The sequence below is a fragment of the Thiothrix sp. genome (assembly GCF_028714775.1).
GTDB lineage: Bacteria > Pseudomonadota > Gammaproteobacteria > Thiotrichales > Thiotrichaceae > Thiothrix.
In genome coordinates this window covers 1-26,550 of record NZ_JAQTLS010000005.1, presented here as the reverse complement: position 1 = coordinate 26,550, position 26,550 = coordinate 1, and the positions used below count along the sequence as shown (strand labels likewise).

The window sequence follows — 26,550 nt, the reverse complement described above, 5'->3', positions numbered from 1 at the left end:
TGAAGACTGTTTAAATATTACTGTTGTTGTGCTGCTGCCATAAGGAGTGGCAATTGTTCCACCAACTGGCTTATCGGCAGATTAATTTGCTCGCCGCTACCACGCAAGGGTTTCAGACCGATTTCAGCGCGTTGCACTTCATTTTCGCCCAAAATCAGTGCGAAATGGGCGTTGGATTTGTCGGCGCGTTTCATTTGTGTCTTGAAATTGCCGCCACCGCAATTGCTGACGAGGTTCAAGCCGGGGATTGCGTCGCGTAATTGTTCGGCAATCGCCATGCCAGCGCGTAACGCGGCATCACCTGCCATGATGAGGAATACGTCAGGTGCAGCGCTTGGGGTTTGGATACCTTGTGCTTCCATCAGCAGGATCAAACGCTCCACACCCATTGCGAAACCGCAAGCTGGGGTAGGGCGTCCGCCCAGTTGTTCCACCAGCCCGTCGTAACGCCCGCCCGCGCAGACCGTACCTTGGGAGCCAAGCGCATCTGTTACCCATTCAAACACCGTGCGCGAATAGTAATCCAAGCCGCGTACCAGCCGTGGGTTGATACGGTAGGGGATGCCCATGCCGTCCAGCAGGTTTTGCAATTGGGCAAAGTGTTCGGCGGATTCGCTGTCCAAATGTTCGTGCAAGTTAGGTGCAGCCGCCACCAAGTCACGCATGGCGGGATTTTTGGTATCCAGAATGCGTAAGGGGTTGGTGAGCAAGCGGCGCTTGGAGTCTTCGTCCAGCAACTCATGGTGGGCGCTGAAATATTCCACCAATAGCTCGCGGTAGGCTTGGCGGGCTTCCAGCGTGCCTAAGGAATTGAGTTCCAGATGGATATTGGTTAGCCCCAACTGTTTCCACAGGCGTGCGCCCATTGCAATCAATTCGGCATCAATGTCCGGGCCTGCAATGGCAAACGTTTCCACCCCCACTTGGGTGAATTGGCGGTAACGCCCTTTTTGCGGACGTTCGGCGCGGAACATCGGGCCTGCATACCATAAGCGTTGCTGCTGATTGAATATCAATCCTGCTTGGATACCTGCGCGGACACAGCCAGCCGTGCCTTCAGGACGTAAGGCCATGCCGAAAGCTTCGCCACCTTCCGTGTCTTGGCGGCTTTCCAAGGTGTACATTTCTTTTTCGACAATATCGGTGACTTCGCCGACCGCACGTTTGAACAGGTCGGTTTGTTCAACGATGGGCATACGGATTTCGCTGTAACCGTAGCCATTGAGTAAGGTGCGGACGGTCTTTTCAAAATATTGCCACGCGGGAGTAGCATCCGGCAGGATGTCATGCATCCCCCGGATGGATTGGATATTTTTCGCCATGCTTATTCGACTTTGAAACGGGCAACGCTGCCTTTGATGTGGGGGGCTTGGTCATACAACTGACCATTCAGGTAGACTTTAACCCCCGGAGCATTGCCAATCTTGAAATTCAACGGCGTGGTCGCTTTGAATTCTTTGGTTGTACCCTTGGAGTTGAGGGACTCAAACACCGTTTTTTTGCCGTCGTCTTTGACTTGCATCCAGACATCATCCGCAAATTCCAGTTTGACGTTAACTTCACCAGCAATGGGTGGGATTGTTGGTGCGGCAGCGGCATCTGTCGGTGTTGCAGGTGTTGTGCCATCAGCAGCCGTTGCAGGTGGTGTCGCTGTTGTAGCTGCTGTGCTGTCAGTAGTTGTTGCTGCCGCAGGTGCTGTGGTCGGTGCGGTCGCTGTTGCTGGCGGTGTAGTAGCGGTAGCTGGTGTGGCTGCTGGCGTTACCGTTGTAGTGTCAGTAGCCGTTGCCTTATCTGCCGTGCTGCTAGCCGTTGTTGTAGTGGCAGCGGCAGGTGTGGCAGGTGTTGTGCTGCTGGCAGTTTCTGTCCCTTTTGCCTCTTTGCTGTCAGGAACGGCAGTCGTTGTAGCTGTAGCCGTAGCCGTGTCAGTAGCGGGGGCAGCAGGGGAAGCTGTCGGCGCGGTGGTATCTGCCGTAGCACTTGCAGTTGGTGTCGCTGGGGCAGTGCTTGTTGCCGCACTATCCGTTGTGCTTGCTGCTGCCGGAGTGGCTGGTGTAGTTGCCGCTGCATTGGAAGCTGCGGTCTGCTGTTCTGCGGCGACTTTTTCTTCCGCATCTTTTTGGGCAGCGAAAGTTTCCAGCGCTGGGGCAGGGCGTACCACTTGCGGCGGGGCTGTTTGGGCAGAGAATGAAGTCCACGTATTGCTAGCCCACTCTTGGACGCCAGAGGACATGACAACCGCCCCAAGGCCAATGATCACTGCCGCCAACAAGACCAGTTTGATAACGACGGGGGAAACACTGGGCTGCGCTACCCGGCTCAATGAGCGGGCGGGGGCAAAGTGATGGGCAATTTCATCCGGGTCAGCACCGCGCAGGGCTTCGTAAATGCGGATCAAGTCCTTGGCATCAACGCTAGCCAGTTTTGCATACCCACGCAGGTAGCCACGCACGTAAGGCGGCTCAGGCAGGCGGGCAAAATCTTCCTTTTCCAGTGACCGGAGGAGGTTGGCGGACAAATGCATTTCGTCAGCAGCTTGTTCGAGGTCAAGCCCCGCTTTTTCGCGGCACTCTGCCAGCTTGGCTGTCAGGTCACCGGGCTGCACCGCAGAAGATTGCTCTTCAACTGGGGTTGTGGTTTCCGTCACGTTTCCTCCCATCACTCAAGTATCAGTTAATCTGGCTGGCAGCATCGCTTTCCGGGAAGCGTCCACGTAAGGCAACTGCGCAGCTCTCCGCTTTTTCATGTTCATTTAGTGCTGCTTCAATTTGGTAGCATAGCAGCAATGAGTCCGCTGTGGCGGGTGCGGCTTCATTATAGCGGTAAAGGAAAGCCTGTGCTTTGGGGTTATCACTTTTTTCATGGTTCAATTTTGCCATTTGATAAAGTGCTTCCGAAAACTGACCATTCGCCTGCAATGCTTGCCGGAAATAGCCTTCCGCTGTGGCGGCATCACCGCGTTTGCGCACACAAATACCTGCATTAGTATAGGCAAATTCCGGTGTTTTATAGAGTGGGTCGTGCACGGCTGAGAGGAAAGCGTTCTCTGCCCCAGCGAAATCGCCCACTTTGCACAGGTATGAGCCGTAATTGTTCAGCAGTTCAGGATTTTTGCCATTCAGTTGCAAGGCGCGGCGGAAATGTTCCGCTGCTTTGGCGTTGTCGCCAAGACGTTCTTGCAGCAAGGCGTAGTAATGGTGCGCGTCAGCAGAGCCAGCATCTTGGACAATGGCTTTTTCGAGGTTCAAGCTTGCCAGATCAATGCGGCCTTTTTGCAGGTAAGCAACGCCCAGTTGGGTGTAATAACTGCCTGCGCTACCCGAGGATGACGACGATGATGTCGATTGGTTTGAACAGCCCCCCATCATGCCGAGTGCCAGCATTAAAAGAAGTCCCCATTTTTTGTTTGTCATTTTAATCTTCCCGTTCAATGCGGGCGAAATGCACGTCTCTGCGGCTGATGTCGTTAACCTTTCCGGCTAGTTGCCCACATGCCGCATCAATGTCTTCGCCACGTGTTTTTCTTGTTATGACAGTGTACCCCGCTTCAATGAGAATGTCGCGGAAGCGGTGTATGCGGTTGTTGCTGGAGCGGGCGTAACGGGTTGCCGGGAACGGGTTGAAAGGGATCAGGTTCACTTTCGACGGGATTCCCCGCAACAGTTTCGCCAATTGGTGCGCGTGCTCGTCGCGGTCATTGATGCCATCCAGCATGACGTATTCCCACGTTATATGGTTACGCTCTGTGGTTTTTTTAGCAAGGAATTGCCGACAGGTTGCCATTAATTCCTTGATCGGGTATTTGCGGTTCAAAGGAACCAGTTGGTCACGCAACTCATCATTCGGTGCGTGCAGGGAAACTGCCAGCGATACATCAAGGGTATCTGCCAGCCGGTCGAGTGCCGGTAACACACCGGAAGTGCTTAAGGTCACGCGGCGCTTGCTCAAGCCATAAGCGTTGTCGTCCAACATCAGGCTCAAGGCATTGACGGTATTGTCGAAATTCAGCAGTGGTTCGCCCATGCCCATCATCACCACGTTACTGACGACTCGTGGGCCTTTCGGGTCGGCTTGCAGGGTACGTTTGGCGACCCAAAGCTGACCGATGATTTCGGCGGTGGTGAGGTTGCGGTTAAAGCCTTGGCGGGCGGTGGAACAAAACGTACAGTCCAGCGCACAGCCGACTTGCGAAGAAATGCACAGCGTTCCCCGGTCGTCTTCCGGGATGAACACGGTTTCAATCGCATTGCCATCTTCCAGCCGCAGCAGCCATTTGTGTGTGCCATCGGCAGATTGCTGGTCAATGACGATTTCCGGGGCGCGGATTTCGGCCTTTTCCAGCAGCAATGCCCGCAAGGTTTTGCTGAGGTTAGTCATCTGGTCGACACTATCGACGTTCATCTGGTGCAGCCATTTGATCACTTGCGTGGCGCGGAAAGGCTTCTCGCCGATGGAGGCGAAATAGTCTTTTAGCGTTGCATGGCTAAAATCCAGTAAGTTGACTTTACTAACAGTGTCGGACACAGATGACCTTACCTTAAATTAACGTGTGCGTGGGCACAGACCTTCTTCACCGAAGAAGTAAGCGATTTCGATAGCGGCATTTTCCAAGCTGTCGGAACCGTGGACGGCGTTTTCGTCGATGGAATCAGCGAAATCAGCGCGGATAGTGCCAGCGTCAGCGTTCTTAGGGTTAGTAGCACCCATCAGTTCGCGGTTTTTAGCAACAGCGTTTTCTCCTTCCAGCACTTGTACCATGACCGGGCCAGAAGTCATGAATGCCACCAGATCAGCAAAGAAAGGGCGTTCTTTGTGGACAGCATAGAAGCCTTCTGCTTTGGCTTGGCTCAGGTGCAGCATTTTGGCAGCAACGATTTTCAGGCCAGCGTTTTCAAAACGGCTGTAGATTTGGCCGATGACATTTTTCGCTACGGCGTCAGGTTTGATGATGGAAATGGTTTGTTCGATAGCCACAGTTGCGTACTCCAATAGTAAGTGTTAGGTCCAGTAAGGGCGCAATTGTAATGGCTGCGTCCTGCACTGGCAAACAGATTGCGCGTGCGCATTAATCCGTCAGCAGGGAAGCGCGTTTTAAAATTCCCCCAGAAAATAAAATCACGCGAATAATGGGGAAAACTAGGGCTATGCGGAAAGGTTCCTTACGGTGGGCGGGCGCGGCAGGTTTGCTGTGGTTTGCGGTGCAGCCAGCGCTGGCTTATTTCAATCTGGAGTCCGCGTTGGGGACGAACACCAATGAGGTGAGCGAAGGCGATTCCAGTGTGCCCTTTGTTGACCTGTTCCGCGCCGCGCTGCCGTTTGAAGATGCGCGTCCGTGGCTGACCAATGGCAATGTGCAGTATGACGCCGATGGTTGGGTGCGTGATTTGCAGGGTGGGCAAGCGGGGACGCGCTTTCTGGCTGGGTTGCCCGCGCAAACCGTGCCTGACGGGGAGTATACCGTTTTATATGAAGGCGATGGCGAACTCCGCTACGGCAATGATGCGGTCTTGCTCAAACACGCGGCGGGGCATGACACTATCCGTATTACTGCTGGTTCTGACAAGTTATTGAATGCCACGCTGTCGATCAGCCGCACCAACCCGCAGGATTATGTGCGTAACATCCGCATCCTGCCGCCGGGAGGGATTTGCGACGACGATCCGTTCACGCGCATTGCGGATGAAACCGGGTGTGCGGCGGGGCATTACCGCGCTTTTGCTGAGCATTACACGAAAATCCTATTCAACCCCGATTACCTGAATTTCATGAAAGATTTTAAGGTAATCCGCTTCATGAACATGGCGGGCATCACCCAAAGCCCGATCAAATCATGGTCTGAGCGCTCCCAATTGACACAGGCAACGTGGGGCGGCAAAGAGGGGCAGCGCGGCGTGCCGCTGGAAATCATGGTGGAATTGGCAAACCGCCTCAATGCGCACCCGTGGTTTTCCCTGCCGCATGAAGCCGACGATGATTTTGTCATCCAGTATGCCCGCTACGTCCGCCAACACCTGAACCCCGACCTCAAACCGCACATCGAATACAGCAATGAAACTTGGAATACCTTGTTCGCGCAAGGCAATTACGTGCGCGAGATGGGGATGAAGTTAGGGCTGGACACCAACGCCAACCGTGCGGGTTTCCGCTATTACTCCCAACGTTCGGTGGAAATCTTCAAGTTGTGGGAGGAAGCTTTTGGCGGTAAACAGCGGTTGGTACGCATCCTTTCTGGCTGGACAGTGAATCCGCAATTGACCGAAACTGTGCTGGGCCACCAAGACGCCTATAAAAATGCCGATGCGTTTGCTATTGGCCCGTACTTTTTCGGCGGGCATGAAGAAATCCGTAGCGTGAAAAACCTCGAAGAGGTGTTCAAGTTGCTGACCGACGACCAATACCGTTACTCCCTTAATAAGGTGTTGGGGTATATCAAGGAACAAAAGGCGCTGGCTGACAAATACCACCTTGACCTGATTGCCTACGAGGGCGGGCAGGGGCTGGTCGATTTCAAAACCCGCAACGATACCGAAAACCCCAATCCGCTGCTGTATGCCGCCAACCGTGACCCGCGTATGGGCGAGTTTTACACGCGCTTCCTGAATGGCTGGAAAGAGGCCGGGGGCAAGTTGTTTATGCATTATTCTTCGCCGCGCACTTACCAAAAATACGGCACGTGGGGAACCAAGGAATACATTACCCAACCGCCAGAGGAAGCACCGAAATATCAGGCGATCCTCAATTTCATGCGCAGTAATCCGTGCTGGTGGGCGGGGTGCGGGACGGATACTTATGTTTCGTATACGGATTTTTGGAACCGTTGAGGCGTAATGCTTATTCGCCGTAAAGCGTGATGGTCAGTTTGCGGTGGAAGCGTCCTGTGCGGTGCTCGTAAAGGTACAAGCCCTGCCATGTCCCTAAAGCGGATTGCCCACGGGTGATGGGGATGGTCAATTCGGTGTGGGTCAACATACACCGCGCATGGGCGGACATATCGTCCACGCCTTCATCTTGATGCTGGTACGCCGGGTCGCCATCGGGCGCAAGGCGTTTGAGGACAGTTTCCAGATCGCGGCGCACATCCGGGTCGGCATTTTCCGTGATGACCAACGACGCACTGGTGTGGTGGATGAAAACGTGGCACAGGCCGGTTTTGATGCCGCTTTCGCGGATCAGGGCGTCCAGTTGCGCGGTGATGTTGTATGTGCCGCGCCCAGTGGTGGCGATGGTTAGCATTTGTTGGTGGATGGTCATCAGGGGAGTGCCACTGCTTGTTTTGGTGCATCCTCCCCGATCAGCATGGGTTTGCCATTCTGCCAGATGACAGCGTACTGACCGAGGCGCTTTTTCCTCTCCAGTGCTTTCTCTACCGCTTTGCGCATGGTATCTAGCATTTTTTGGGTGTCTTGAGATGGGATATTCATCGTCCTGCCTCCTGCAAAAGTTGTTGGTAGTGACTGTCATGTAGTATGACGCGCTGATCGCCTTGTTGTTCAAATACAAGTTCGGGGGCGTCGCTGTTCATGAAACAGCGGGTACGGTTGGCCTTGTGGCTGAAATCATCCAATAAGTTACGCAGGCTACGTGCAAAACGTCGCTCAATATCTTTGGTGGGAATGTTATGCCCGCCGTGTGCTACCCGCTCGGCGACACGCAGTTTGGACATTTCCATACTGGGCAGGGCAAGGTAGATCAGTTCTACTTGCCAGCCTGCTTGCTGCAATTGCCCGATCAGTTTCAGGTAACTTCTGCCTGCCAGTGTGGTTTCAAAAGCAAAATCTTCCCGCTTGCGGATGTGTGTATCAATTTCTTGCAGGAAAATACGGCTTGCTGTGACCAGTTCGCGTTCAGGTGCGAGCGGCGATAGTCCGGCTGCAATCAGGTCGGCATTGATGAAATGTTGGCAAGCTGCTTGTGGCAGGTATTCCATCGCGAAAGTGGTTTTACCCGCCCCATTGGGGCCAGCGATTATCCAGCAGGTCGGCATCAAACTTCCCCTTGTTTATCTTTGTCAGTTTTTTGTGATTTTAATAATGCAGATGGTGATTTTATGCTGGATATGCCTGTCTTGGTGATTTCAATAAATTGATCTTTAAGCTCAGGGATTTGATCCATTGCCTTCCTGAAAACTTCGGATGTAATAAGCTCGTGCCAAGGACTTCCATGAGTGGTTTGCTCCATAAGCCGCAATGGTGCTTCCTCCAGTCGTGTTAGTGCTGAGCTAAACAGGCGTGCCTCGAACGCCTCATCTATTCTGGCAGCTTCTTTTCGGTAGCCTTCATAGGCTTTGGCGACTGAGGCTTTAAATGCGTAGTCTTCTGCCAACCTAAAACGTTGTCCTATCTGTTTGGTTGCCATCCATGCGAACCATAATGGAGCACCAATACTTAGCATGGAAAGCACCGCCTGCATCCAAATTACTCCCCATTGTGGGGTCGCGGTGTTGATAGCTGCGGATAGCAGTTCTAAGCGATGAGAGCCGATATATGCACCGACGGCTAAGGCAAATAATAGACCGATAACCCAGCCTCTGAGTGACCAAGCCAGACTTGATGCTCGCTGGTCAAATGCAGCAGCAAGCCCTTTGGTTGTAGTGATGTGGTAAGCCTCTTCACATTGCTTGACCAATTTGTCAGTTTCTATTCGGCATTGGGTAATATGATCGGTGGAAGTTTTGGCTTCTTGGTGCTCTGTATTAATTTTTGAATAAAGTTCTGTTGATGATGTTGCAAGTTGATCTACTTTATCCCGAGCCGCCTGTAATGCCTTTAAATCAGTGGGTAATGATTCCGCTGCTTCTGTCGCATTATTTATTAAGTGGACTTGTGATTGAAGGTTTTCCATGTCTGGAGAAATTTGTTCGAGCTGGTCTTGAAGTGAACGAATTCGCCTGGCAATATGAGCAGGCATAGCCTTGCTATCATTGATTATTTGCCATGTAAGCAGTGGCTCTAATGTTTTTTCAACCCAGTTCAAAGTTGCAATGTAAGCTGGTAGAGCTTGATGAGCGTTGCCGTTGAATAAGTGGGGAATATTGCTTGTTTGTAACTTATTTAACTTTTCAGGAATGCTTTCTATCTGGATAATAAGATTATCATCAATGGCTTGTGGGGAAATATGTCTGATTTTTTCTGCCAAATTATAAGATAAAAGGGATATGTCTTGACGAGTTAGCGCGGGGTGATGCCATCCATGTGTATCAATTAATAGCTGTTTACCTTTACCTTGACCGGCAACGGCAGATGTAAGTGCATCAAGTGCATGGCAAACATCTTCTAATATTTCATGCATAAAGGGCATCCTGTAGATTTTTACGTTAGAGTTGCTGCTAAACGTAAGGCTTGGAGGCAGGAATTTCAAGTACAATCCTCATGCGCTACACCCCGCCCGCACTTTCCGCTATCATACCCCCCTTGATGAACTGCCTTTGTTGGTTGAAACCTATGCTGATCCTTTCCGGTAGTGTTGCCCTTTCCGATTTTCGCCGCAACAAGCTGCTGAATGCGCTGCAAGCCGCTACGCCTGCGGTATCTGGTTTGCAGGCTGAATACGTCCACTTCGTGCGCGTGACCCGCGAGCTGAACGCCGATGAACACGCCCAGTTGCAGGCATTGCTGACCTACGAAGAAGTGCAGGGCAGCCATGATTTCAAGGGGACGATATTCCTCGTTACCCCGCGTGCTGGCACGATTTCGCCGTGGTCGAGCAAGGCCACCGACATTGCCCACAACTGCGGCCTGTCGATGGTGGAACGTATCGAACGTGGCGTTGCCTACGATGTACAAACCACTGCCGAGTTGTCCGGTTCCGACCGCGCCGCTATCGCTGATTTGCTGCATGACCGCATGACCGAAATGGTATTGGCGGATATGCAAGATGCCGTGGTGCTGTTCAGTGAAGCCGAACCCGCGCCGTTGCGCTACGTGGACATTTCCATCGACCCGAAAGCCGCGCTGGCGAAAGCCAACACCGATTGGGGCTTGGCACTTTCTCCCGACGAAATCGACTATCTGGCAGAAAACTACGCGGAACTGGGGCGCAACCCCACCGACGTGGAATTGATGATGTTCGCGCAGGCCAACTCGGAACATTGCCGCCACAAGATTTTCAACGCTGACTGGATCATCGACGGCAAGGAACAAACCAAGTCGCTGTTCGGCATGATCCGCAATACTTATGCTCATGCGCCCGAAGGCATTCTTTCTGCTTACAAAGATAACGCCTCCGTCATCGAGGGCCCCTTGGCAACGCGCTTTTTGACCGACGTAAAAACCGGCGAATACCACTACACCAACGAACCCGTCCATATATTAATGAAGGTGGAAACCCACAACCACCCTACCGCGATTTCCCCGTTTGCAGGGGCCGCGACAGGTTCAGGTGGCGAAATCCGCGACGAAGGCGCGACAGGCAACGGCTCCAAACCCAAGGCGGGTTTGAGCGGTTTCTCGGTTTCCAACCTGCGCATTCCGGGCTACGAACAGCCGTGGGAGCGCGATTTCGGCAAGCCGGGGCGAATCGTTTCCGCACTCAATATCATGCTCGAAGGGCCGATTGGTGCTGCGGCGTTCAACAATGAATTCGGTCGCCCCAATATCACCGGCTATTTCCGTACCTTTGAAATGCAAGCGCCCGGCGCGAAGGGTGTGGAATTGCGCGGCTACCACAAGCCGATCATGATTGCAGGCGGCATGGGCAACATCCGCGAAAACAATATCGAAAAGAACCCGCTGCCAGAAGGTACACCCATCATTGTTCTTGGCGGCCCTGCGATGTTGATCGGTTTAGGTGGCGGTGCGGCTTCGTCAATGGCGAGCGGCACGAGCGCGGAAAACCTTGATTTCGCTTCCGTGCAACGTGGCAATCCTGAAATGCAACGCCGTTGCCAAGAAGTCATTGACCGCTGCGTGGCTTTGGGCGCTGAAAACCCGATTCTCTCGATCCACGACGTAGGCGCTGGCGGCATTTCCAACGCTATCCCCGAAATTATCAACGATGCCGGGCGTGGTGGGCGCTTTGAACTGCGCACCGTGCCGAACGACGAACCGGGCATGGCTCCGATGGAAATCTGGAGCAATGAAGCGCAGGAACGTTACGTGCTTGCCATTGCCGAAGAACGCCTTGATGCTTTCCGCGCCCTGTGTGACCGCGAACGCGCTGTTTATGCGGTAGTCGGTGCGGCAACCGCTGAACAGCAATTATTGCTGGGCGACTCGTTGTTTGAAAACAATCCGGTCAACCTGCCGATGAACGTGCTGCTGGGCAAACCGCCGAAAATGCTGCGCGATGTACATCACCAGACTTTCCACAAGCCGGAAATCGACCTCAGCCAGATTGAGCTGGGTGATGCGATTGAGCGTGTCTTGCGCCTGCCAACGGTGGCTTCCAAATCCTTCCTCATCACTATCGGCGACCGCACGGTAACGGGCATGGTCACACGCGACCAGATGGTCGGGCCGTGGCAAGTGCCTGTGGCGGACGTGGCGGTGACGGCTACTGATTACACTACTAACTTCGGCGAAGCGATGGCAATGGGCGAACGCACCCCGATTGCGCTGGTGAATCCGGCGGCTTCCGGGCGCATGGCGATTGGCGAAGCACTGACCAATATCGCGGCGGCTGACATCGCCAACCTGCGTGACATCCGCCTGTCTGCCAACTGGATGGCGGCGGCTGGCTACCCCGGTGAAGACGCGGCGCTGTTCGATACCGTGAAAGCGGTCGGCGAAGAACTGTGCCCGCGTTTGGGCTTGGCGATTCCGGTCGGCAAAGATTCCCTGTCGATGAAAACCGTGTGGCAGCAAGATGGCGAAAACCGCGAAATGGTTGCGCCGCTGTCCTTGATCGTCACCGCCTTTTCTCCGGTACAGGATGTCCGCAAGACCCTGACCCCGCAATTACGCACCGACGAAGGTGATACCGACCTGATTCTGGTTGACCTCGGTAAAGGCCGCAACCGCTTGGCAGCATCCGCGCTGGCACAAGTCTACGGGCAAGTCGGGCATCACGCGCCGGACGTGGACAACCCCGCCGCGCTGAAAGCGTTTTTCGACACCATTCAAGATTTGCGCGGCGAAAACCTGATCCTTGCTTACCACGACCGTGCCGACGGCGGCTTGCTGGCAACGTTGGCGGAAATGAGCTTCGCAGGGCATGTGGGCGTGACCGCTTGCATCGGGCAAATCAGTGGGCAAATGTTGCCTGCGCTGTTCAACGAAGAACTCGGTGCGGTGCTGCAAGTGCGCCATTGTGATACCGACACCGTGCTGGAAGTGTTCCGCGAAGCTGGGCTGAGTCATTGCACCCACGTCATCGGCGAACTCAACGATACCGACGAACTGGTGCTGACCTTTGCCCACGATGAAGTTTACCGCGCCCCACGTGCTACTCTGCAAAAAATCTGGGCAGAAACCAGCTATCAGATGCAAGCCTTGCGCGACAATGCCGATTGCGCCGCGCAAGAATTCGAGCGCGTGTCTGATGTGCAAGACCCCGGTTTGCCGTGCTCCAGTCGCTTCGACCCGGATGACGATGTGGCAGCGCCGTATATCCGCACGGGTGTGCGCCCTGCTATGGCGATCCTGCGCGAACAGGGCGTGAATGGTCAGGTGGAAATGGCGGCGGCGTTTGACCGTGCTGGATTCAAAGCCGTCGATGTCCACATGACCGATATTATCAGCGGGCGCGTTAGCCTGAAAGATTTCAAAGGCTTGGTGGCGTGCGGTGGCTTCTCCTACGGTGACGTATTGGGCGCAGGCGGCGGCTGGGCGAAAACTATCCTGATGAACCCGCGAGCCAGTGATGAATTCGCTGCCTTCTTTGCGCGGCAAGATTCCTTCGGCTTGGGCGTGTGCAATGGCTGCCAGATGTTCTCGCAGTTGCGCGACATGATCCCCGGTGCTGGGCATTGGCCGCGTTTCTACCGTAACCGTTCCGAACAGTTTGAAGCGCGTTACTCCGCTGTCGAAGTGTTGGAATCGCCGTCACTGTTCCTGCGCGGCATGGCGGGTTCCATCCTGCCGATTGCGGTGGCACATGGCGAAGGTCGGGCGGTATTTGATGCTGATGTTGCGCCGGAAAGCGTGCTGGCAGAAGGGCTGGTCGGTTTGCGTTACGTCGATAACTACGGCAAGGCCACCACGCATTACCCGGAAAACCCGAACGGTTCACCGTTGGGTATTACCGGCTTAACCACCGCCGATGGACGTTTCACCATCATGATGCCGCACCCTGAACGCTTGTTCCGTGCTGTGCAACACTCGTGGCTGCCGGAAGGCTGGGGCGAAGATGGTGCGTGGTTGCGGATGTTCCGTAATGCGCGGGTGTGGGTAGGGTGAGTTGACCCCGGATTTATCCCCAGCCTTCATCCTCCGCCGTAACCCCTACCGCGACACCAGCTTTTTGCTGGATATGTTTACCCGCGATGCAGGCAAAATGACCTGCGTCGCTAAATTCAGCAAGGGCAAAGGCACGCGCACCAAAGGGATGCTCGAACCTTTCCGCTTGTTGGAGGTAAGTTGGACGGGGCGGGGTGAAGTTTTCACCCTGTTCCATGCTGACGAAACTTGCCGCTATGCGCTGAAACAAGGCGCTTTGATCCGCGCGGTGTATGCCAACGAGTTGCTATTACGCGCCCTGTGGCAACACCAGCCGCAACCGGAATTGTTCGCCCACTACCAGCAAACCCTATCGCGTCTGCAAGACCCCGCCGATACCTTCGTATTGCCCCTGTTTGAGCTGGAGGTGCTGGCAATGGCGGGCTATGTGCTGAACTTGTGGCACGATGATGCATCAGGGGAAGACATTCGCGCGTCTGTGCGCTATCGTTTTCGTCCAGAACACGGTTTGTACCCAGACGTAGCCGATGGCAAGGGCGTGCCGATGAGCGGCAATTTGCTGATTGCCCTGCGCGAACCGGAATTAATGAATGCCGAACAGCGGTTGGAATTGCGCCATGTGCTTGACCACCTGATCCAGATGCTGTTGAAAGGCAAACCTTTGAATGCGAGAAAGTTGCTCAATGAATAAGATCGAACTCGGTGTCAACATCGACCATATCGCTACCTTGCGCCAAGCGCGTGGTACGGCATACCCCGACCTGCTGGAAGCGGTACGGTTGGTGGAAGATGCAGGCGCACATGCCATTACCATCCACTTGCGCGAAGACCGCCGCCATATCCAAGACGCGGACGTTTACGCCATCCGCAAAGCTTGTACCCGCCGTCTGAATCTGGAGCTGGCAGCGACTGATGAAATGGTTGGCATTGCCTGCGATGTGCTGCCGAATGATTGCTGCGTCGTGCCTGAAAAGCGCGAAGAACTCACCACCGAAGGCGGCTTGAACATCATCGGGCAGTTTGAGCGCGTGCGTAGTGTTACCCAGCGTTTGAACGCCGCCAATATCCGCGTGTCGCTGTTCATCGAGCCAGATATTGAGCAAATCCGTCGTGTGCCGGACATTGGTGCGCCGGTGATCGAATTGCATACTGGTACTTACGCCAATGCTACGGGTGACGCGAAGGTGCACGAACTCAAGCGTATCCGGGAAGCTACCGACTTTGCGCACAGCCTCGGTATTCAGGTAAACGCGGGGCATGGTTTGGATTATCAGAATACCCAAGCGGTTGCGGCGATTGCCAATATCCGCGAACTAAACATCGGGCATTCGATGGTAGCGCGTGCGGTATTCGTCGGCATCCGCCAAGCGACGATGGAAATGCTGGAATTGATGCAGTTGGCGCGTGCTAGTGCTGCATGAGCATCATCGGCATCGGCACGGACATCGTGGAAATTTCCCGCATCGAACAGATGTTGGAACGTCACTCCGAACGCTTTGCCGAGCGCATTTTGCACCCAGCGGAACGCGAACGCTTTGCTAGTGCCAGCAACAAACCCGCGTGGTTGGCAAAACGTTTCGCCACCAAAGAAGCGGTTGCCAAAGCCTTGGGTACTGGCATCGGTGCGGAAGCCCGTTTACAGGAAATCGAAACGACCCACGACGCACGCGGCAAACCCATCCTGCAATTGCATGGGGTGACGTTGGCAACAGCCACGGCGTTGGGCGTGACTTCCGTGCAATTGTCAGTCGCAGACGAGCGCACCCACGCGCTCGCATTCGTCGTGTTGGAGGGTGGGGCAGCGGCAGCCCCCCTGTAACCACTTTTTCAATTCGTTCGCCAAAGTCTGTGTATCCAGCGGTTTACCCAGATGGCTATTCATCCCGGCACTCAGACAGGCTTCAATGTCAGTGGTCATGGTGTTGGCGGTTAAGGCAACTACCGGAATCGCGGGGTTGCGCACGGCATCCATGCTCGCGTGGATATTTGTTCCCCGGATATGTTGGCAGGCTTCCAAGCCATCGCATTCAGGCATTTGCACATCCATTAACACCAGATCGTAATCCCCATCCACCAGCCGTTGGATGGCCTGTTTACCATTTTCCACCGTATCGACATGGCTCAACCCCAGTGATTCCAGCATGGCTTGGGCAATGATTTGGTTGATGAGGTTGTCTTCCGCCAACAGAATCCGGCATGAGGTTTTGAATGGGATGTCGGATGCCGTTAGTGTTGTGCCGTTTTCCTTGGTGGGTGTTTTATCTGCTACTTGGTAGGGAACTTCAAACCAGAAACAGGAACCTTGCCCCGCTTCACTTTGTACGCCAATTTCCCCCTGCATGAGGTCGACCAACTGTTTTGAAATCGCTAGGCCAAGACCTGTGCCGCCGTATTTGCGTGCTGTTGATGACTCCATTTGCTGGAAACTTTTGAACAGCAGTTGCTGTTTTTCTGGGGGAATGCCAATGCCAGTGTCCCTGATCTCGAAGCGTAGCCGTTGTGCGTTTTCAGCCAGTTTGACGCTGAGTGTAACCTCGCCTGCTTGGGTAAATTTGATGGCATTGCCGAGTAAGTTGAGCAATATCTGTTGGGTGCGGATTTCATCGCCGATCAGGTAAGGGGCTACGGCATCGCTGATGGTGGTGGTAAAGCTCAGCCCTTTTTCCTTGGCGCGGATCGTCAGCAAATGCTGTAAATGGGCAACCATGTCGCGGATAGGATAGGTCGCCTGTTCCAATTCCATCTTGCCTGCTTCAATTTTGGAAAAGTCGAGCAGGTCATTCAACAGCGACAGCAGCGTTTTGCCACTGCTATGGATCAGGGAGACATACTGTTTTTGCGCGGCAGTGTTGACCAACGGTACAAGCAACTCACTTGCACCTAGGATTCCGTTCATGGGGGTGCGCAATTCATGACTCATGTTCGCCAGAAATTGGCTTTTGGCTTGGTTGGCGATTTCTGCCGCCTCCTTAGCTGCTGCCAGTTTGGCAGTCTGTTGTTCCAGCAAGTCATTTTTGTACAGGAGTTGGTAGTAGTCACGGTGGAGGCTCTTGCCAAAGGTCTGGGTGACAATGCTGAACAGGAGTAACGATAGGGCGACGGTGTAAGCACTGGCAGTACCCATGTTCAACAGCACAACGATCTGAGGCATGATCATGATATTGACATAGGCGATAAACAAGGGGTTGTGGGGGGCAAGGCTGGTGGTAGTGCCGACGCAGAGCATTAGCAGCGGTAGCAGCATGATAGTCCCTTGTTCTGCTAGCCCAATATTCGCGAGTCCCCAAGCGGTAAATAGCGCCCATACGCTGGCGGAAATTATCAGGTTGATGCCGAGCAGGAGTCGCGCAGTGTCTGGTCGTGTCTGGTAGAGGATAGGAAACTGTTTCATCAACAATAAGCGCATAGCGCCGAGCATCAGCATCAACAGGCCAACACTGTAGACGAGGGTAGGGTTAATCTGAACGATATTCGTTCCCAACACCACAACAACCCAACTAATGATGTAAGGGAACACACCATTGACCGAGCGGCGGCTCAGGTCGTAGTCGCTTTGGGCGTGCATGGCGGCTGATACGGGAATGTTTCCTACGGATATAGACTTCACGCGACTTCCGGTTATTTTTATGATGAGTGGTATGACGTTACCGCATTACGGCCTAAGGTCAAGCCAAATCCGCCAGTAGGTAGCGAATCCGTGGGATGGCTGGTAAGCTCTTTGCCTCGACACAAAATCAAGAGCGACGGATATGCATTACCCCACCATTGAAGCTTTCATCGGCAACACCCCGCTGGTACGCCTGCAACGCCTGCCGGGTGAAACCACCAACACCATTTTGGTCAAACTGGAAGGCAATAACCCTGCCGGTTCGGTGAAAGACCGCCCCGCACTTTCCATGATCCAACGAGCCGAAGCGCGTGGCGACATTAAACCCGGCGACACCCTGATTGAAGCCACCAGCGGCAATACTGGCATCGCGCTGGCAATGGCTGCTGCGATCAAGGGCTATAAAATGGTGCTGATCATGCCCGAAACCATGAGTGCGGAACGTCGCGCTTCCATGAAAGCCTACGGTGCGGAACTGATCATTGTCAGCAAAGCAGCCAGCATGGAAGGGGCGCGTGACCTTGCCCTGCAAATGGAACGCGATGGCAAAGGCAAGGTGCTGAACCAATTTGCCAACGAAGATAATCCGCTGGCACATTTCCATTCCACTGGCCCAGAAATCTGGCGCGATACCCACGGGCAAGTTACCCACTTTGTCAGCAGCATGGGAACCACAGGCACGATCATGGGGACGGGGCGTTTTCTCAAGTCCAAGAACCCGGATGTGCAAATCATTGGGGTGCAACCCGCGACCCAAACTGACCAAATCCCCGGCATCCGCCGCTGGACACCGGAGTATTTGCCGGAAATCTTCCACCGCAATGAAGTTGACCGCGAAATCGACATGAGCCAGCCGGAAGCGGAAGACACCATGCGCCGCCTTGCTTCGGAAGAGGGCATTTTTTGTGGCGTGTCGTCGGGTGGTGCGGTGGCGGCAGCATTGCGGCTATCCAAAGAAGTCGAGAATGCGACTATCGTGGCGATTATTTGCGACCGGGGCGACCGTTATATTTCCACCGGGGTTTTTCCTGCCTGATACGCGATAGATACCAATCCATGTTTGACGAAAAAAAATTTCTCCAGCTACCGGAGAGTACCCAGCATTTGCTGGAGTTTATGTCTATTCTCTACGCGCCAGTCGCAGCCACACCCTTGTCCAAACTCTCCCCAGTGGCGATGGATGTCAAAGTGTTACGCCCGTTGCTGGATGAGTTGGTCAAAGCCAAATTATTGACCGTCAGTAAGCAAGGCTATTACGCTTGTGCTGAAGGTGTCGGGGATGAACTGACCCGCCGGAGTATCCGTGAGGGGCGTTTTGCTGCATTAGCAAAAATCGTGGATATTCACTTCACGCCTGAACAGCCCAAACACTGGTGGTATGGTCAGCAAATCTGGTCACAGGCGGAAGCAGCGTTACGCGACCTGCGGCTCGCGGTGCTTTTAGGGAAAGACAAAGATTTGCCCCAATTGCTGCAACGCTCAGGCCAGCAATACCAGAACAGCCCCAAATTCCAGCCACACCCGTGGTTCAAGCTGTGGGGTAATCCTCTGGATACAGCTTGGCTACCGTTTTTCCCGGACAGCACCTTCTTGCAGTTGATTGCGCCGCCTTACCTTGCTTTGGCGGAAAAAGAGATGGGTGATGCCAATGCTTTGTGGGGGCATTGTTTGCAACGGCTGCAAAGCACAACGATGGATACTGCTTCGTTGTGGGTGGTTTTTGGAAATACTTATTACGGGCAACTGTTCTTGCGCGGGCAATGGGCAGATGCTTTAGCCGCCCAGCCATCATTGGCAGATGGAGCGGTGCGTCAAGAACAATGGTATGTGTTTGCTGCCGCGCAAGCCATTTCACAGGGTAAACGTGACGAAGCGATCCTCACTTACCAGACTGGTCTGAAACTGATGCGCAAGCGTCAGAATAGCCGCAAAGCCCTGTTCGGTAGCAAGCCTGAAATTTTGTATGTGTTGGCCTTGTTACTGGATGGCAAGGACAAAGCCTTCAAAGATGCGATTACCGCTATCAAAGAACTATCCCGCCAAGACCCCGTATACACCATTCTGGCTTATTACGCCGACAGCCAGTTGACGGGGAAAATCCCTTCGATGCCGGATGATGTTGATTTCTATCTGGATTCTTCGCTGACGCTGCTATTCGGTATGATCGTGCGCTACTGGTTAGGACTTGAAACTACTGCGTCGTGGTGGGATCAAGCGGCGACGCACTACCGTAAAACGGATGAGGCAGGATATGTCTGGCTGGCTAGTGAATACGCTGCCGTTTTGGCGCAACTGTTGCCGGATAAGGATAAACGCAAGCCTCTGTATGTCGGTTTGTCCGCTGCCGCACACGCCAAGGCAGGTACTCAACCGCTGATTGCCCTGTACCAGCCGCAGCCAGCATGGGAACGTACCTTGCTGGCCTTGCAACGTTTGGGGAAAGCGGCTACACCAGCAGCCAGTCAAGCGCCCAAAGCAGGAGCAGAGCGCATTATCTGGACGTTGAATAAAATTCCCTACGGCATAACCAGTTCGGTTTATAACATCAGCCCAAAACTCCAGAAAAGCACCAAAGCCGGTTGGTCGGGTGGGCGTAACGTAGCCTTGAAACGCTTGGCAACCGAGCCAGAAGCCTTCCCTTTCCTCGCCCCGGAAGACTTACGGATTTGCCAAGCCATCCGCCAGACTTACGACTATTACCACAGTGGCTACGATCTGGACGTTGATAATGCGTGGCCTTTCTTGATTGGGCATCCACGTGTGTTCTGGGAAACTGCGCCGAATACTCCGCTCGACATCCAGCAAGGCCGTGAAGAGCTGCTGATCCTCAAGGAAAAGGGCAAGCTGCGCATCAAATTATTCCCTGAATTATCACCCGACCGGCAATATAAGCCGGACAGTTATCTGGTGGTGGAAGAAACCACCCTCCAGTTGAAGTTGTATAAATTAACCCAAGGGGTGCTGCAACTGCACAGCATTTTGGGCAAAGACGGCCTGCTTGTCCCTGCCGAAGCCGAAACCAGTGTGCGCCAAACGCTCGAAGCGCTTGCACCCATGATTACCATCCAGTCCGACATTGCGGGCATGGATAATGCTGAAACTGTCGACCCTGATCCGCGCCTGCACATCCATTTGCTACCGTGGGGCGAAGGTTTGCGCCTGTTGATGCGGGTACAACCGTTGGGTGTTGGTGGCCCGATCTTCCCGCCAGGCAGTGGGCGCGGCAATGTACTGGCAGAAATCGACCGCAAGCTGCTCAAAGCTACCCGTAACCTCAAGCAGGAACGCAAACAGGCCGAAACGCTGGTGCAGGATTGCCCCGCGTTGGCAAGTTGGGAAGACCCCGGCGACGACCTGTTGCTGGAAGAACCCGAGCAATGCCTCGAAGCCTTAGGGCAATTGCACACCCTCAGCGAACGGGTGGTGCTGGCATGGCCTGAAGGTGAAAAGCTACGCATCACCCAACAAGTCGGCGCAAGCAACCTCTCACTCAAGGTCAAGCAATCCGGCGACTGGTTTGAACTGGACGGCAAGTTGCATGTAGATGAACACCTCGTGCTGACCCTGCGTCAGTTGCTTGACCTCAGCCGTGCTGCGACTGGGCGCTTCGTACCACTGGCAAACGGGCAATTCCTCACCTTGACCCGCCAGTTCCAGAAAAAGCTTGAAACCCTGCGGGCGTATGCGGAAGAAACCAAACACGGCCTGAAAGTTGGCGCACTCGCAGGCATGGCGTTGGAAGATTTCATTGACGAAGCGGGCGAAGTCGAAGCCGATAAGCAATGGAAAGCACAAGTTACCAAATTGAAAAAAGTCCGCCAAAGCCAGCCTGTGGTTCCGGCTACGTTGCAAGCCGAATTGCGTGACTATCAGGAAGAAGGCTTCCGCTGGATGATGCGCCTTGCCGAATGGGGCGTAGGTGGTTGTCTGGCAGATGATATGGGTTTGGGCAAAACTGTGCAGACGCTGGGTGTATTGCTGGCGCGTGCCGACAAGGGTGCAGCTTTGGTGGTTGCCCCAGTATCGGTATGTAATAACTGGTTCAGTGAGTGCCAACGTTTTGCCCCGTCCCTACGCCCCATTTTCTACCGTGGCAAAGACCGCCAAGCCTTGTTGGACGGTTTGCAACCCCATGACTTGCTGATTGCCAGCTACGGTTTGTTGCAGCAGGATGTGGAAGCTTTCCAGAACATCCGTTGGACAACCATCGTGCTGGATGAGGCGCAGGCGATCAAAAACACCAATACCAAGCGTACCCAAGCGGTTTACCAGTTGCAGGGCGATTTCCGGCTGGTGACAACAGGCACGCCGATTGAGAACCATTTGGGCGAACTGTGGAGTTTGTTCCGTTTCCTCAATCCGGGGTTGCTATTCTCGCAGCAAAAGTTCAGTGAACGTTTCCAAGCCCCAATTGAACGCGGTGATGATGACAAAGCCCGCCAGCATTTGAAAAAACTGGTGCAGCCTTTCATGCTACGCCGCACCAAAAATCAGGTGTTGCAGGAGTTGCCACCGCGTACTGAAATTACCCTGACCGTCAGCTTGAGTGACGCCGAAATGGCGCTGTACGAAGCCTTGCGCCAACAAGCCTTGGAGCGTCTTGCCCAAGAAACGGACGAGGGTGAAAACAAACATCTGGAAGTATTGGCAGAAATTACCCGCCTGCGCCTTGCTGCTTGCCATCCACAACTGGCAATGCCGGGAAGTGCCTTGCCTTCCAGCAAATTGCAGGCATTCGGCGATTTGGTTATCGAATTGCGTGAAAACCAGCACAAAGCTTTGGTGTTCAGCCAATTTGTCAAGCACTTAACACTGTTGCGCGAATGGCTGGACGGGCAGGGCATCGCTTACCAATACTTGGATGGTTCGACCCCGATGGAACAGCGCAAAAAACGGGTGGATGCGTTCCAGCGTGGCGAAGGCGACATCTTCCTAATCAGCCTCAAGGCGGGCGGCTTTGGCCTCAACCTCACAGCGGCAGAATTGCGTATTTTGGTAAGCTCAACGCCGGGCGGATTGTGTACGTGTCCTGCGACCCGGCAACGCTGGCGCGGGATACTTACGAACTGGTGCATGAACATGGCTATCGGCTGGTTGGGGCAGGGGTGATGGATATGTTCCCGCATACCTCGCACGTCGAGTCTATTGCTGTTTTTGAGAAATAGGGGAGGGGATGGCAATGACCCTTCTCGACCAAATCCACCAAGGTGAAAGTAAAACGCTAGAGTTGAAACGCCAACTGCCCCGTCATGAGCAAATCGCTCAGACAGCGGTCGCTTTCGCCAATACCAGCGGTGGTAAGCTGGTGATCGGTGTGGATGACCAACGCCGTATTACTGGCATTGCCGAGACGGATATTTTCGCCCTGCAAGATCAGATTACGAGCATCATTCTCGACCGTTGCTACCCGCCCTTATTGCCAGAAATCTATGCCACTAACCTCAGTGGCAAGTTGGTGCTGGTCGTGGAAATTTTTCGCGGCAACCTGATGCCTTACTACCTCAAGACAGAGGGCAAGAATAACGGTACATACCTGCGTATCGGTGCTTGTAACCGTAAGGCTGAACTGTTGCAACTGGTGGAATTGGAGCGCCAGCGCGTCAACCAGAGTTTCGATGAGGAAATTTTCCCCGAATACCGACTACAGGAGCTGGATTTGACTCCGCTGCAAACCCGCTTTGCCGCCAAAGGTAAGCCACTGGATGAGGAAAAGCTCAAAAACCTGAAACTTGTCCGTCAGGAACAGGGGCATCTGTTCCCCACGCAAGGTTTACTGATCCTGCTTGGGCTGTTTCCCCACGTCACGACTAAATGCGCCCGCTTCAAAGGTACGGACATGAGCCTGTTCCTTGACCGCAAGGAGTATACAGGCGACCTGTTCAGCCAATTGGAGCAAGCGGAAGCCTTCATCAAAAACCACATCAACTTACGTGGTGAAATCAAAGGGTTGCAACGTACCGATACCTACGAACTTCCTGAAGCTGCTTTGCGCGAAGCCCTGACCAATGCCATCATTCACCGCGATTACACCAATCAGGGGCGTGACATCAAAGTCGGCGTGTACGATGACATCGTAAATATCGTTTCCCCCGGTGGCTTTCCCAATACTTTGACGGCAGAAGGGTTACGCGAAGGCCGTTCTGAAATCCGCAATCGTGTCATTGCCCGTGTTTTCAAAGAATTAGGTTATATCGAGCAATGGGGGACTGGCCTGCAACGTATTAAGAAAGCCTGCATTGACCACGGTTTGCAAGAGCCGCGTATCCGTGAAATCAGCGATTCCGTCGATGTCGAGTTCCAGCGTCCACGAGTATCCGGCATTTCAGAACCGCCGGATACCGCCGGATACTACCGGATACTACCGGATACTAGCTCACAAGAATCCGTAGTCCTCAAGCAGCTTGAGCAGAACGGCATGATTACTGCTGCTCAAGTGATGGATTTGCTCTCAGTCAAAGAGCGGCGGGCGCGGGAGATTTTAAAAAACCTCTCTGAAAAACGCCTGCTCGAAAAGCGCGGTAGTGCCCGCAGCACTTATTACACCAAAGCCAGCCACTGACCAACAAGGACAAAATAAGCATGTCAGCCATACAAGCGCAACTCGAAACCCTGCGCCAGCAACTCCGCCACCACAACCACCTGTACTACGTGCTGGACGATCCGCAAATCCCCGATGTGGAATATGACCGTCTGTTCCGCGAGCTACAAAGCCTCGAAGCCGCGCACCCGGAACTGATTACCGCTGACTCTCCCACCCAGCGTGTCGGGGCAGCGCCGTTAAGCGAATTCGGCGAAATCCGTCATGCGATCCCGATGCTTTCCTTGGGGAACGTGTTCAGCGATGAGGAATTGTTGGCCTTCGATAAACGCATCCACGACCGTTTGAAATCGGATGCGGAAACCGAATTTGTCGCAGAACCCAAGCTCGACGGCCTTGCGATCAGCATCCTCTACGAAAACGGCATTTTTACCCGTGCTGCTACCCGTGGTGACGGAGAAACCGGCGAAGACGTGACGCAAAACGTGCGCACCATTAAATCCATCCCCCTGCATTTGATGGGTGAAGGTTGGCCTGCGAAGCTGGAAGTGCGCGGCGAAATCTACATGCCCAAGGCGGGGTTTGAAGCCTTTAACGCCAAGATGCGGGCGTTGGGCGAGAAAACTTTCGTCAATCCGCGTAACGCCGCAGCGGGCAGCTTACGCCAACTTGATCCGCGCCTCACTGCGCAACGTCCGCTGGATATGTTTTGCTATGCGGTAGGGTTGGTGGAAGGCGGTGCAGTGCCGGATACGCATTACGCGATCCTGCAACAATTCCGTGCGTGGGGGCTGCGGGTTTGCCCTGACATCTGCGTCGTGTCGGGGGCGCAAGGGTGTCTGGCGTATTTCCGTGAGATTGGCGCGAAACGTAGCAGTTTGCCCTATGACATCGACGGCGTGGTTTACAAAGTCAACGCTATTGCGACTCAGCAGGAACTGGGTTTTGTCAGCCGCGCCCCGCGTTGGGCGATTGCGCACAAATTTCCGGCGCAAGAAGAGATCACCGAACTCGAAGGCGTTGAGTTCCAAGTCGGGCGTACTGGCGCACTCACACCTGTTGCCCGCCTTAAACCCGTGTTCGTCGGTGGCGTTACGGTCAGCAATGCCACCCTGCACAACATGGACGAAATCGAGCGTAAGGACGTGCGTATCGGCGACTACGTGATCGTGCGCAGGGCAGGGGACGTAATCCCCGAAGTTGCCCGCGTGATCCCTGACCGCCGCCCCGCTGATGCGCAAGTGATTGTGATGCCCACGCATTGCCCGGTATGCGGCTCGGAAGTGGAACGCCCCGCAGGTGAAGCGGTCGCCCGTTGCACAGGGGGCTTGTATTGCCCCGCGCAGGTCAAGGAAGCGATCAAACACTTCGCCTCGCGCAAAGCCATGAATATCGACGGGCTGGGCGACAAATTGGTCGAGTTGTGTTTTGAGCAAGGCTTGATCCGCCACGTCGATGACCTTTACCGCCTGCAAGCCGCGCAAGTCGCCGCGCTCGAACGCATGGGCGAAAAGTCCGCCGAGAATCTCATCAACGCCTTGGAAAAGAGCAAAGCTACGACGCTGGAACGCTTTATTTTCGCGCTAGGCATCCGCGAGGTCGGCGAATCCACCGCCAAGGTGCTGGCACGCCATTTCGGCTCGTTTGAAGCCTTACAAGCCGCTGACGAGGCTGCGTTGCTGCAAGTGCCGGATGTCGGCCCGGTGGTCGCCACCAACATTGCCCATTTCTTCAGTGAGCCGCATAACCGCGACACCATTGGGCATTTGCGCGAACTCGGCATCCATTGGCAAAACTACGTGGTCAAGCCCATTGAAGCCTTGCCGCTGGCGGGGAAAACTTACGTGATTACGGGCACGCTCAGCCGTTCGCGTGATGAGATCAAAGCTGATCTGGAAGGTTTGGGTGCGAAAGTGGCGGGCAGCGTTTCCAAAAAGACCACGGCACTGATTGCAGGCGAGAATGCCGGTTCTAAGCTGGAAAAGGCTGAAAGTCTCGGGGTGGCGGTGCTGGATGAAGCTGCTTTGTCGGTGCTTTTAACCCGTTAGTAACAGCTATGTAAAAAAAGCAGGCTGGATGGTTGACAGTATCGGTGCTGATCTTTATTATTCGCAACCTGTTCAGCGGGAATAGCTCAGTGGTAGAGCACAACCTTGCCAAGGTTGGGGTCGCGAGTTCGAATCTCGTTTCCCGCTCCAAATTTTAAAAATGCCCAATATGGGTGTTTTGCTTCAAGTCTGCATTAAGCGGGAATAGCTCAGTGGTAGAGCACAACCTTGCCAAGGTTGGGGTCGCGAGTTCGAATCTCGTTTCCCGCTCCAATTTTTTCTGCACAGTGGTGTAAACCACAATCCTACGGCTGGGTGGCAGAGTGGTCATGTTACGGATTGCAAATCCGTCTACCCCGGTTCGATTCCGGGCTCAGCCTCCATATCTTCCGTCAGTTCAACGCATTTACAGGTCGTAGGCGTCGCCGAGTGTGACGAAATCATCTTTCAGCCAATACGAAGATTCGCCGCTGTTTGCTAATAGCCGGGTCAATAGGTCGGCGAAGGAAGTGGCGATGATGGCAGTGCGACCCTCCATAGCATACAGCTCGTGGTAGGTGTCGTAGCAATACCCCGTCTTTTCCTTTGCGCAGTTGACACTGAGGTAATCGCCGTTGCCGTCCATCACAATCACGTACCAATTGGATGAAATGCTATCCTCGTTGACTTCACCCGCAATCGCAATGTCGGATTGCTGGAATTCTTCCGGGCTTAAAATGGTGTAGGGTTGTTCGCTGTCTTGGAAAAGGACAGCACCGCCCGCCAGTTTATAAAATTCGCTGACATCTTCTGGTAGGACGTGGTTTTCTGATAATTGCGGGAAGCCCATTGGCGGGTTAATAACGCAATCACTTCTTTTGCTGATCTGATCAATGAGTTGTCTTATGTTGTCCATGTAGGCTCTGTACACGACAATTTTCCTAATCAGCGGTTTTCAGCAGCAAGGTGACATTGCCATTTGCCTTAGCGATTAAGTTTGGAGGCCATAAAAACAGCATCCACAAGCGGAGGTTTTCTGCCACTGCA

Annotated in this window: 19 protein-coding genes, 3 tRNA genes and 2 pseudogenes; 13 read left to right on the top strand and 11 right to left on the bottom strand. The window is 54.0% G+C overall.

Annotation, left to right across the window (positions count from 1 at the left end; genetic code table 11):
• Positions 1 to 17: 17 nt before the first annotated feature.
• From hisS to ndk, 5 genes are read right to left on the bottom strand one after another with little or no spacing between them, the layout of a single operon-like run.
• Positions 18 to 1,322 carry a histidine--tRNA ligase gene (gene hisS / locus PHE17_RS05505; protein WP_301014816.1) on the bottom strand — a complete coding sequence of 435 codons (1,305 nt, stop codon included), beginning with the start codon at positions 1,320 to 1,322 and terminating at the stop codon, positions 18 to 20.
• Positions 1,323 to 1,324: 2 nt separating this feature from the next.
• Positions 1,325 to 2,644, bottom strand: coding sequence for a RodZ domain-containing protein (locus PHE17_RS05500; protein ID WP_301014815.1), 1,320 nt, complete (start codon positions 2,642 to 2,644; stop codon positions 1,325 to 1,327).
• Between the two features lie 22 nt (positions 2,645 to 2,666).
• Positions 2,667 to 3,410 (bottom strand): type IV pilus biogenesis/stability protein PilW, encoded by a 744-nt coding sequence (pilW, locus tag PHE17_RS05495; RefSeq protein ID WP_301014814.1) that lies wholly within the window; start codon positions 3,408 to 3,410, stop codon positions 2,667 to 2,669.
• Position 3,411: 1 nt separating this feature from the next.
• Positions 3,412 to 4,521, bottom strand: coding sequence for a 23S rRNA (adenine(2503)-C(2))-methyltransferase RlmN (rlmN, locus tag PHE17_RS05490; protein WP_301014813.1), 1,110 nt, complete (start codon positions 4,519 to 4,521; stop codon positions 3,412 to 3,414).
• 18 nt (positions 4,522 to 4,539) lie between these two features.
• Positions 4,540 to 4,971 carry a nucleoside-diphosphate kinase gene (ndk, locus tag PHE17_RS05485; protein WP_301014812.1) on the bottom strand — a complete coding sequence of 144 codons (432 nt, stop codon included), beginning with the start codon at positions 4,969 to 4,971 and terminating at the stop codon, positions 4,540 to 4,542.
• A gap of 170 nt (positions 4,972 to 5,141) precedes the next feature.
• Between ndk and PHE17_RS05480 the strand changes: the two genes are divergently transcribed.
• Positions 5,142 to 6,818 carry a hypothetical protein gene (locus PHE17_RS05480; RefSeq protein WP_301014811.1) on the top strand — a complete coding sequence of 559 codons (1,677 nt, stop codon included), beginning with the start codon at positions 5,142 to 5,144 and terminating at the stop codon, positions 6,816 to 6,818.
• A 10-nt stretch (positions 6,819 to 6,828) separates the two neighbouring features.
• Here PHE17_RS05480 and PHE17_RS05475 read toward each other — a convergent pair whose 3' ends face one another.
• From PHE17_RS05475 to PHE17_RS05460, 4 genes are read right to left on the bottom strand one after another with little or no spacing between them, the layout of a single operon-like run.
• Positions 6,829 to 7,248: a secondary thiamine-phosphate synthase enzyme YjbQ gene (locus PHE17_RS05475; RefSeq protein WP_301014810.1), complete on the bottom strand. Its 420-nt coding sequence runs from the start codon at positions 7,246 to 7,248 to the stop codon at positions 6,829 to 6,831.
• Positions 7,248 to 7,418: a hypothetical protein gene (locus PHE17_RS05470; RefSeq protein WP_301014809.1), complete on the bottom strand. Its 171-nt coding sequence runs from the start codon at positions 7,416 to 7,418 to the stop codon at positions 7,248 to 7,250. Before PHE17_RS05470 ends, PHE17_RS05475 begins: the two co-directional genes overlap by 1 nt.
• Positions 7,415 to 7,981 (bottom strand): zeta toxin family protein, encoded by a 567-nt coding sequence (locus PHE17_RS05465; protein ID WP_301014808.1) that lies wholly within the window; start codon positions 7,979 to 7,981, stop codon positions 7,415 to 7,417. The genes PHE17_RS05470 and PHE17_RS05465 overlap by 4 nt, the downstream gene beginning before the upstream one ends.
• Complete coding sequence (locus PHE17_RS05460; protein WP_301014807.1) at positions 7,981 to 9,285, bottom strand: hypothetical protein; 1,305 nt, start codon at positions 9,283 to 9,285, stop codon at positions 7,981 to 7,983. Before PHE17_RS05460 ends, PHE17_RS05465 begins: the two co-directional genes overlap by 1 nt.
• Positions 9,286 to 9,437: 152 nt before the next feature.
• On the opposite strand from PHE17_RS05460, the gene purL reads away from it, so the two are divergent.
• The 4 genes from purL to acpS are packed head-to-tail and all read left to right on the top strand — an operon-like array spanning position 9,438 to position 15,150.
• On the top strand, positions 9,438 to 13,331 hold the full coding sequence (purL, locus tag PHE17_RS05455; protein WP_301014806.1) for a phosphoribosylformylglycinamidine synthase: 3,894 nt from the start codon (positions 9,438 to 9,440) through the stop codon (positions 13,329 to 13,331).
• 1 nt (position 13,332) lies between these two features.
• The gene (gene recO, locus PHE17_RS05450; RefSeq protein WP_301014805.1) at positions 13,333 to 14,022 is read left to right on the top strand and encodes a DNA repair protein RecO; all 690 of its coding nucleotides are present in this window, start codon (positions 13,333 to 13,335) and stop codon (positions 14,020 to 14,022) included.
• Positions 14,015 to 14,752, top strand: coding sequence for a pyridoxine 5'-phosphate synthase (gene pdxJ / locus PHE17_RS05445; RefSeq protein WP_301014804.1), 738 nt, complete (start codon positions 14,015 to 14,017; stop codon positions 14,750 to 14,752). The genes recO and pdxJ overlap by 8 nt, the downstream gene beginning before the upstream one ends.
• Positions 14,749 to 15,150: a holo-ACP synthase gene (gene acpS / locus PHE17_RS05440; protein WP_301014803.1), complete on the top strand. Its 402-nt coding sequence runs from the start codon at positions 14,749 to 14,751 to the stop codon at positions 15,148 to 15,150. Before pdxJ ends, acpS begins: the two co-directional genes overlap by 4 nt.
• Here the strand turns inward: acpS and PHE17_RS05435 are convergent.
• A complete protein-coding gene (locus PHE17_RS05435; RefSeq protein ID WP_301014802.1) occupies positions 15,076 to 16,938 on the bottom strand; it encodes an ATP-binding protein in 1,863 nt (620 codons plus the stop codon). The genes acpS and PHE17_RS05435 overlap by 75 nt on opposite strands.
• A gap of 142 nt (positions 16,939 to 17,080) precedes the next feature.
• On the opposite strand from PHE17_RS05435, the gene cysM reads away from it, so the two are divergent.
• The 8 genes and pseudogenes from cysM (at position 17,081) to PHE17_RS05395 (ending at position 25,907) form a co-directional block, all read left to right on the top strand.
• Positions 17,081 to 17,974: a cysteine synthase CysM gene (gene cysM / locus PHE17_RS05430; RefSeq protein WP_301014801.1), complete on the top strand. Its 894-nt coding sequence runs from the start codon at positions 17,081 to 17,083 to the stop codon at positions 17,972 to 17,974.
• A 20-nt stretch (positions 17,975 to 17,994) separates the two neighbouring features.
• Positions 17,995 to 21,879 (top strand): annotated as a pseudogene (locus PHE17_RS21700) (DEAD/DEAH box helicase); the annotation flags it as partial.
• 71 nt (positions 21,880 to 21,950) lie between these two features.
• Positions 21,951 to 22,103: pseudogene (locus tag PHE17_RS05420) on the top strand (23S rRNA (uracil(1939)-C(5))-methyltransferase); the annotation flags it as partial.
• Between the two features lie 8 nt (positions 22,104 to 22,111).
• On the top strand, positions 22,112 to 23,497 hold the full coding sequence (locus PHE17_RS05415; protein WP_301014800.1) for an RNA-binding domain-containing protein: 1,386 nt from the start codon (positions 22,112 to 22,114) through the stop codon (positions 23,495 to 23,497).
• Between the two features lie 20 nt (positions 23,498 to 23,517).
• Positions 23,518 to 25,524, top strand: a complete 2,007-nt coding sequence (gene ligA, locus PHE17_RS05410) for an NAD-dependent DNA ligase LigA (protein WP_301014799.1) — start codon at positions 23,518 to 23,520, stop codon at positions 25,522 to 25,524.
• A gap of 75 nt (positions 25,525 to 25,599) precedes the next feature.
• A tRNA-Gly gene (locus PHE17_RS05405) sits at positions 25,600 to 25,674 on the top strand.
• Positions 25,675 to 25,722: 48 nt separating this feature from the next.
• Positions 25,723 to 25,797: transfer RNA gene (locus tag PHE17_RS05400), tRNA-Gly, on the top strand.
• Between the two features lie 36 nt (positions 25,798 to 25,833).
• Positions 25,834 to 25,907, top strand: a tRNA-Cys gene (locus PHE17_RS05395).
• A 23-nt stretch (positions 25,908 to 25,930) separates the two neighbouring features.
• Here the strand turns inward: PHE17_RS05395 and PHE17_RS05390 are convergent.
• Positions 25,931 to 26,419, bottom strand: a complete 489-nt coding sequence (locus tag PHE17_RS05390; RefSeq protein ID WP_301014798.1) for an SMI1/KNR4 family protein — start codon at positions 26,417 to 26,419, stop codon at positions 25,931 to 25,933.
• Positions 26,420 to 26,550: the final 131 nt, after the last annotated feature.